This window comes from Candidatus Frankia alpina, from assembly GCF_902806485.1.
Lineage (GTDB): Bacteria > Actinomycetota > Actinomycetes > Frankiales > Frankiaceae > Frankia > Frankia alpina.
This window is the reverse complement of sequence record NZ_CADCWT010000223.1, coordinates 1-7,692: the sequence shown is the minus strand read 5'-3', so window position 1 is coordinate 7,692 and position 7,692 is coordinate 1. Positions and strand designations below refer to the sequence as shown.

Below are 7,692 nucleotides of genomic sequence, written 5' to 3'. Positions count from 1 at the left end.
TCAGAACCTAAGTTCCCGGTATTGCCCGCCGGGGTGGCGCGGCTTTCGTAGCGCGGATCCGCCGGGCCGTCATGGTTTTCCCACGGCCGGCCCGCCCGGCGATCGGCCTGCCGCGCCCGGCCTGCTGGACCGGGTCAGCTTCACCGGCATTCAACCCCCCATCCGGGAGGGCGAGGGCCGGGAGCCGCCTGGGGCTGCCCGGGATGGGGCGCGGTCGCCTGTGGGCGGCGGGCGCGCCCGACCGGGCCGCCGTTTCCCGGATGATGAGCGGGCCCGGTTCGGCGGGGGTTCCCCACAGGCCGGCGAACCCGTTGTCGGCACCGCGATCCGCCGGGATGACGGTCCCGGCGGCCGGGAGCGCGAACGCTACGGGGGCCGCGCCCATACGGATGGTCCTGCTCCTGGGCTCGCCGCGCGCCCGGGCGGACGCCGGCGTGGCGGCCGGCCCGGCCTGCTCCGCTTACTGCAGGCCGCGCTCGTGCTGGCGGTACTGGTCGGCGGGATGTCGCTCGGCCGGACGCTGGCGTTGCCCGGGGATACCGGGACGATCTCGCGGCTCGCGGACTGGGGCCGTGCGAACCACCTGTCGTTCCTGGTGGATCGGGTCGACGGGCTGCGCTGACGACCCGTGGGCGTGGAGCGGCCGCGGGCCCGCCGGGTGATCCGTCGATGGCCGCAGCGTGATGGCCTGCCGGACGGTACCGGTAGCCGCTTTGGTGGTCTGCGTGGGAATGTCGTCGCACGCGGTAACTTAGTCGGCGGTTTGTCGGGTGGAGACCGATTGTTGTCACCGTTGTCTTACTTGTCGCTTTTTGGTCGCCCTTGCGTGTGATCAAATCAATGGACGGGTAACCTGGGAACTCGGGGGCGAGTGGCCTTCTGGCTGCTCAGGCACAGGAAGCGGACCCGGCCGAAATTGGTGCCTCCCAGTTTGCCGAATCCCCTTGCGCCCGGCGGCCCTCGGCGTGTCCAATCGGTATTGGTAGGTCTGTCGCATTCCGTCGACGGCGTCTCGCGAGCGCCCGCCACCGTCGGGCGTCCTGGTCGCCGATGTTCGACCGAACGCGTGCCCGGGCCTGCCAAGGCATCCAAGGAGGCCACGTGCGTCCGAGACTCGCAGTAGCCCCTGCGGTCCCGCTGGCCGGCGACGCCGGTCACGGGGTGCCACAGCGGGACTGGACGGCTCCGGGTCTCACAGGGGCCGGCGCCACCGGGTCCGACGTCTCCGACGGCCCCGGCCGGCCGGCCACCGAGGCCGAGGCCGCCGCCATCACCGCCGCCGTTCTCGACAGCCCGCTGGTCGCCACGGTCGCGGCGGACGGCCTTCGCATCGGCGGCATCCGTACCTCGACCGGCGCGCCGGACTGGGCGTTCGCCGTCCTGCGCACACCGGGCGGTATCGACCCGGCGATCGCCGTGCTGCGCTGGGACACCTGCTGCGGCTGGGTGTTGGACCAGGTCGGCACGGCCCGGCTCAGCCTTGTGGCAGGCGGTGGCCCCTCCGTGCGCCGCGCGGATCTGCCGGTCGCCGGGGCTGCGACCGTCCGCCAGCTGGACGGCGCCCGCCGAGGTCGTGACCCCGGCGTCCGGACAGGTGACGCGGCGCGTTCGGGGTAGGTCGCGGCGCTGTCTGCGTCCGGCGCCGGGCCAGCTACCGTCATGATGGTGTCGATGCCGGCCGATCCCGCGCCAGACGAGTCCATGACGCTCGTGGGCTGGTTGCGCGCGCTGCCCGACGAGGCGATCACCCGGCTGTTCCTGCTGCGACCCGATCTCGCGACACCGCCGCCGCCGGACTTTGACGTCCTGGCCGCCCGGCTGGAGATCCGGGTGAGCGTCGCGCGTGCCATGGAGCGGCTCGACACCAACGCGTGCGAGGTGTTGGAGGCGCTGACCATCCTGCCCTCCCCGGTGACGCTCGCCGAGCTCTGCGCGTTCTGCGGGCACGCCGAGGTGGCTGGGGTGGTACGCCGGCTGCGTGAGCTGGGTCTGCTCTGGGGTGACGATGGCGCGCTGCGGGTGGTCGGCATGGTCGTCGACCTCGTGGGGGCGCGGCCGCTCGGGCTCGGCCGGCCGGTGCGCGAGTGCCTGTCGGCCTACCGGCATACCCAGCTCACCCGGATCGCGGACGCACTCGGCCTGATCCCGCCGACGACGGATTCGGCGGAGTCCGGGACCGGGTTCACCGCCCGTGCCGATCTCGCCGTCGCCGGTCTGTTCGCCGATCCGGCGCAGGTCTGCGGCCAGCTTGACGGCTGTTCCGAACGGGCCCACCAGCTGCTGCGCCGGCTGGCGGCCGGACCCGCGCTCGGCACGACCACCGAGGCCGGTCGGCTGCTCCCCGTCGCCTCGGCCCGCAGCCCGGTCGAGGAGCTGCTCGCCCGGGGTCTGCTGGTCGGGATCGATGACGACACCGTCGAGCTGCCGCGGGAGGTCGGCCTTGCGCTGCGCGGCGACGAACCGGCCGGCCAGCTGCATCCGTATCCGCCCGAGCCGACGGGCGCCACTGTCGGTGCCTCGGCCGCCGACGCCTCGGCCGCGCTCGCCGCGAACACCGTTGTGCGCTGGATCACCACCCTGCTCGACGCGTGGGGCGCGACGCCCGTGACCCCGCTGCGCACCGGCGGGCTGAGCGTGCGCGACCTGCGGGCTACCGCGAAGCTGCTCGACGTCGACGAGCGGACCGCCGCCTTCGTGGTGGAGCTCGCGGCGGCCGCCGGACTCGTCGACGCCACCGCCGGCGTCGACATCCAGTACATGCCCACCGCGGCCTACGACCGCTGGGGCATCGACCTGGTGGCGGCGCGGTGGGCGGTGCTGGTCGAGGGCTGGTTGCGGTCGCCCAGCGCTGCCTGGCTGGTCGGCGATCGGGACGAGCGGGGGCGCCAGATCGCTGCGATGTCGCTGGAGGTTCGCCGCTCCGCCGTGCCGGACCTGCGGGCCCAGGTGCTGCGCGCGCTGGCGGCGGCGCCGGCCGGGGTGGCGCCGACCGGCGAGTCGCTGCGCGCCCTGCTGACCTGGCGGGCGCCGCGGCGGGCGGGCACGCTGCTGGCCGGGATGATCGACGGCACGGTCGCCGAGGCGGAGCTGCTCGGCCTGACCGGGCGGGGGACACCGAGCACCGTCGGGCGGCTGCTGGCCGCGCGGCTCGACGAGGAGAACGCCGACCCGGCGCGGGTCGTCGGCCTGCCGATCCGACCGGCCGGCGGGGACGCGGCACTGTGCACCCGGCTCGCCGACGCCCTCACACCGCTGCTGCCCGAGCCGGTCGAGGAGCTGCTGCTGCAGGCGGACCTGACCGCGGTCGCCCCCGGCCCGCTGGTTCCCCGGGTGGCCGCGGAGCTCGCGCGGATGGCGGACGTCGAGTCGTCGGGGGCCGCGACCGTCTACCGCTTCTCCGAGGTCTCGCTGCGCCGCGGGTTCGACTCGGGGCTGACCGCCGAGGACATCCACGCCGCGCTCGGGCGCCTGGGCCGCACCGGCGTCCCCCAGGGGCTGACCTACCTGATCGACGACACCGCCCGCCGGCACGGCCGGCTACGCGCCGGTTCCGCGTCGAGCTACCTGCGCTGTGACGACACCGCACTGCTCGCCGAGGTGGTCGCGAGCCGCCGCACGCAGGCGCTGGGGCTGCGCCGGATCGCGCCGACCATCGTCATCTCCTCGCTGCCGACCGGCGAGGTGCTGGCCGGCCTGCGCTCCGCTGGATATGCGCCGGTTGCGGAGGCACCCGACGGCAGGGTGGTGCTCAGCCGACCGGCCACCCATCGGACTCCGGCCAGGCCGCGCCCGGCGCCCGTGGATGTTGCTGACGGGCGGCTCGCGCAGGCGCGCGACGTGCTGCGGCTGGTCCGCCGCGGCGACGACAGCGCCCAGGCGATGCGGGCGGCCGGCGGCGTCGCCGGCGCCGAGATCGGACTCACCCGGTCCGCCCCGCTGATCCTCGTGATGTTGCAGGGCGCCGTCCGGGACCGGCGTCGGGTGCTGCTCGGGTACGTCGACCAGCAGGGCACGTCCAGTGATCGGATCGTGCGGCCGACCGCGGTGGACGGTGGTTGGCTGACCGCCTGGGACGAGCTCAGCGCCGGCCCGCGCCGCTTCGCCCTGCACCGGGTGACCGGGGTAGCCGACATCGACGAGATGTTCGGTGGCGGTGGCGCTCCGGCGCCGGCCGACTGGACGACGGCCACCCCGGACGCGGCCGATCCGACCTGAGCCGTGGGCGCCGGCGGGACGGGGGCGCAGACCTGTCGGCGGGCGCCTGTACCGTCGACGTACGTTGCCTGCACGGTGTGGCGGCCCCGCCGGGACCTTCCTGGCTGGATCGATGCCATAGGGCGGACCGGGAGGATGGTGAGGGTGGCGGACGGCCCGTTGATCGTTCAGTCGGACAAGACCCTGCTCCTGGAGGTCGACCATCCCGGCGCGGCCGAGGCCCGAGCGGCCATCGCCCCGTTCGCTGAGCTGGAGCGGTCCCCGGAGCACGTGCACACCTACCGGGTCACCCCGCTGGCCCTGTGGAACGCCCGCGCCGCCGGGCACGACGCCGAGCAGGTGGTGGACGCGCTTGTCCGCCACTCCCGCTACGCGGTCCCGCACGCGCTGCTCGTCGACGTCGCCGACACCATGGACCGCTACGGTCGGCTGCGGCTGGAGAACGATCCGGTCCACGGCCTGGTGCTTCGAGCGCTCGACCGGGCTGTGCTCGTCGAGGTCGCGCGGGCGAAGAAGGTCGCGCCGATGCTGGGCATGCGCATCGACGACGACACGATCGCCGTGCACCCGTCCGAACGCGGCCGCCTCAAGCAGTCGCTGCTCAAGCTCGGCTGGCCCGCGGAGGACCTGGCCGGCTACGTCGACGGCGAGCGGCACCTGATCGAGCTCCGCCAGGACGGTTGGGAGCTGCGCGAGTACCAGAAGGGTGCGGTCGCGGGCTTCTGGGAGGGTGGCTCCGGGGTCGTCGTGCTGCCCTCGGGCGCGGGGAAGACCCTAGTCGGCGCCGCGGCGATGGCCCAGGCCGGCGCGACCACGCTGATCCTGGTCACGAACACGGTCGCCGGTCGCCAGTGGCGGCACGAACTGCTGCGCCGCACCTCGCTGACCGAGGACGAGATCGGCGAGTACTCCGGCGAGCGTAAGGAGATCCGCCCGGTCACCATCGCGACCTACCAGGTGATGACGGCGCGCCGCAAGGGCGAGTACCTGCACCTGGACCTGTTCGGCGTCCGCGACTGGGGTCTGATCGTCTACGACGAGGTGCACCTGCTGCCCGCGCCGGTCTTCCGGATGACCGCCGACATCCAGTCCCGTCGCCGGCTCGGCCTGACTGCGACCCTGGTGCGCGAGGACGGCCGGGAGGGCGACGTCTTCTCGCTCATCGGACCGAAGCGGTACGACGCGCCGTGGCGCGAGATCGAGGCGCAGGGCTGGATCGCCGCCGCGGAGTGCACCGAAGTGCGAGTCACGCTGACCGACGACGAGCGGATGACCTACGCCGTCGCCGAGCCGGAGGAGCGCTACCGGATGTGCGCCACGGCGCGCAGCAAGCGGGCGGTGGTGGAGCGTCTCGTCCGCCGGCACTCCGACGATCGGGTGCTGGTGATCGGTGCCTACCTCGACCAGCTCGACGAGCTCGGCGAGATGCTGGGCGCTCCTGTCATCCAGGGCTCGACCCGCAACCGGGAGCGCGAGCGGCTGTTCGAGGCGTTCCGCACGGGCGAGATCACCACGTTGGTCGTCTCGAAGGTCGCGAACGTGTCCATCGATCTGCCGGAGGCCGGAGTGGCGGTGCAGGTCTCGGGCACCTTCGGCTCCCGGCAGGAGGAGGCGCAGCGCCTCGGGCGGGTGCTGCGGCCCAAGGCCGACGGCCGGGTGGCGCATTTCTACACCGTGGTGGCCCGCGACACCCTCGACCAGGAGTACGCGGCCCACCGCCAACGATTCCTGGCCGAGCAGGGCTACGCCTACACGATCGTCGACGCCGACGACATTCCCGACCCGCGTGACGCCGAGAACCGCAGCGACCTGACTGATCCGGCCGACCTGGCAGACCCGGACAACCTGGCTGATCCCGATGACATCGCCGACACCGGCGGTGCCGGCGGGCGAGACTAGCTCGCGGCTGGCGGTACTGGCTCGAGTCCGCGGCTGCTCACTCGGCGTCGGGTGGGTCGATCAGTTCGGCGGGCCGAACGGTCACCGGGAACGGTCGGGTCGCGTTGAACTCACCGTGTGGGCCGGCCGCGCTGGTGGTCACGTAGGCGCCGCACACCAGCTCGAACGCCTCCAGCGTCGCCGTGTCTGGATCGATCAGCCAGCATGCCGGCACGCCGCGCTCCCGGTAGAGGTCGAGCTTCAGCGTGCGATAGTAACGGCGGGTGCTCGCGTCCGCGACCTCGACGACGAGGTAGGGGGTCTCCTGCAGCCGGCGGCCCGCCACCTCGGCGCTCGGCGCCACGACGATGTCCGGCACGAGCAGGCAGCGCGCCGACAACTGCACCCCGACTCCGGCGGGAAGCACGTGCGCGCCGGAAGTGGCTGCCTGCGCCAACAGCCGGGTCAGCCGACTGGTCACCCGGGCGCGCAGTGGCGTCGGCCATGGGCGCAGGACGCACAGCCCGTCCAGCAGTTCCAGCCGGGCATCGGCGTACCCGCCTGCGTCCAGATCCTCGACCGTTACGGGAGGTGCGGGCACGATGACGGACGGGCGGTGGGAGCGGGACTGCGCGGGTGCCTGGACCACGGTGCCTATCGTGCCCCGCCGCGGCGGCCCTGTCGAAAGACCGGCTGCGTTAATTGTCCGTGTCGCGTAAATAGTCGAGCCCTAACATCCCCCTACGGTGAATTGTTGAAAAGAAGTGACATAAAACTCTTGTCGGCCTCGATACCCGATGGTAACTTGATCGCCGATACCGACGGCCGAGAACCTTTCTTGGCGCAAGGTCGTCTTTGGGAGCGGCTCCCGGCGTTCGCTCCGTCCCAGCGGCGCCCGCTCCCAGGCCGAAGTGCCCGCCTCCGCGGAACCTCCCGTCCGCGGAGGCGGCCGCTTTCCCCGGATGGCGCCTTCGGCGCAGTCCGGGGACCCCTGCCGTGGGGCGCCGTTCGGGGTTTCTGTCAGATCGCCTTCGGCGATCTTCCTGGGGGAGCTATGGGGGCCTTCGGCGCAGTCCGGGGACCCCTGGCTGGGGGCGGTTGCCTTGGGCCTCCGATGTGTTGCGGACAGGTCTGGAATGTCTGCTTCGCCTTAGATGCGGCCGATGCAGCGGACAGTGCCCTTTCAATGTGACGTACGGCTCTAACGTCGATCACCCTAATAAAGGGGTATTGCCGCATTGATGTGCTGCCGCACCCGGTGAACTGCGGTGCGGTCTGCGCGGTATCGGGTCCCAAACCGTGCCGACCGCACCGCAATCGCGGGCGACGGTGGCGAGGTTGGCCAAGGGGATGGACGACGGCGGGTCGCGCTGGTGGAAGATCGGACGCCGTGGCCGGCCGGCGGTCGGGCGCGGACGCGAGGGAGGGCGGGGAGAACGGCGAAAGGCGGCCCCGGAGTCGGAGCCGCCTTCGTCGAGACGGTGGTGCTGATCCAGCGCTTGTGCTGGGGGTGAGGCAGGGGAGATGGACTAGAAGTCCATCTCGCCGCCGCCGCCGGGGACAGCAGGGGCCGGGTTCTTCTCCGGCTTGTCGGCGATG

The 7,692-nt window shown here is 72.8% G+C and carries 4 protein-coding genes and 1 pseudogene; 4 read left to right on the top strand and 1 reads right to left on the bottom strand.

Annotated features, from left to right (window positions below; translation table 11 throughout):
- From G6R25_RS19065 to G6R25_RS19050, 4 genes and pseudogenes are all read left to right on the top strand, one after another.
- Positions 1 to 622, top strand: a pseudogene (locus G6R25_RS19065) (hypothetical protein); the annotation flags it as partial.
- Between the two features lie 479 nt (positions 623 to 1,101).
- Positions 1,102 to 1,617, top strand: coding sequence for a hypothetical protein (locus G6R25_RS19060; RefSeq protein ID WP_163554057.1), 516 nt, complete (start codon positions 1,102 to 1,104; stop codon positions 1,615 to 1,617).
- Positions 1,618 to 1,659: 42 nt separating this feature from the next.
- Positions 1,660 to 4,215, top strand: coding sequence for a helicase-associated domain-containing protein (locus G6R25_RS19055; RefSeq protein ID WP_163554056.1), 2,556 nt, complete (start codon positions 1,660 to 1,662; stop codon positions 4,213 to 4,215).
- Positions 4,216 to 4,359: 144 nt separating this feature from the next.
- Positions 4,360 to 6,114, top strand: coding sequence for a DNA repair helicase XPB (locus G6R25_RS19050; protein WP_163554055.1), 1,755 nt, complete (start codon positions 4,360 to 4,362; stop codon positions 6,112 to 6,114).
- 37 nt (positions 6,115 to 6,151) lie between these two features.
- Here the strand turns inward: G6R25_RS19050 and G6R25_RS19045 are convergent, their stop codons facing one another.
- A complete protein-coding gene (locus G6R25_RS19045) occupies positions 6,152 to 6,751 on the bottom strand; it encodes a Uma2 family endonuclease (protein WP_205447246.1) in 600 nt (199 codons plus the stop codon).
- Positions 6,752 to 7,692 lie beyond the last annotated feature (941 nt).

What these genes read in the sequence shown, in the direction of transcription:
- G6R25_RS19055 (WP_163554056.1), top strand. Translation starts at nt 1,660, where the DNA reads ATGATGGTGTCGATGCCGGCCGATCCCGCGCCAGACGAGTCCATGACG.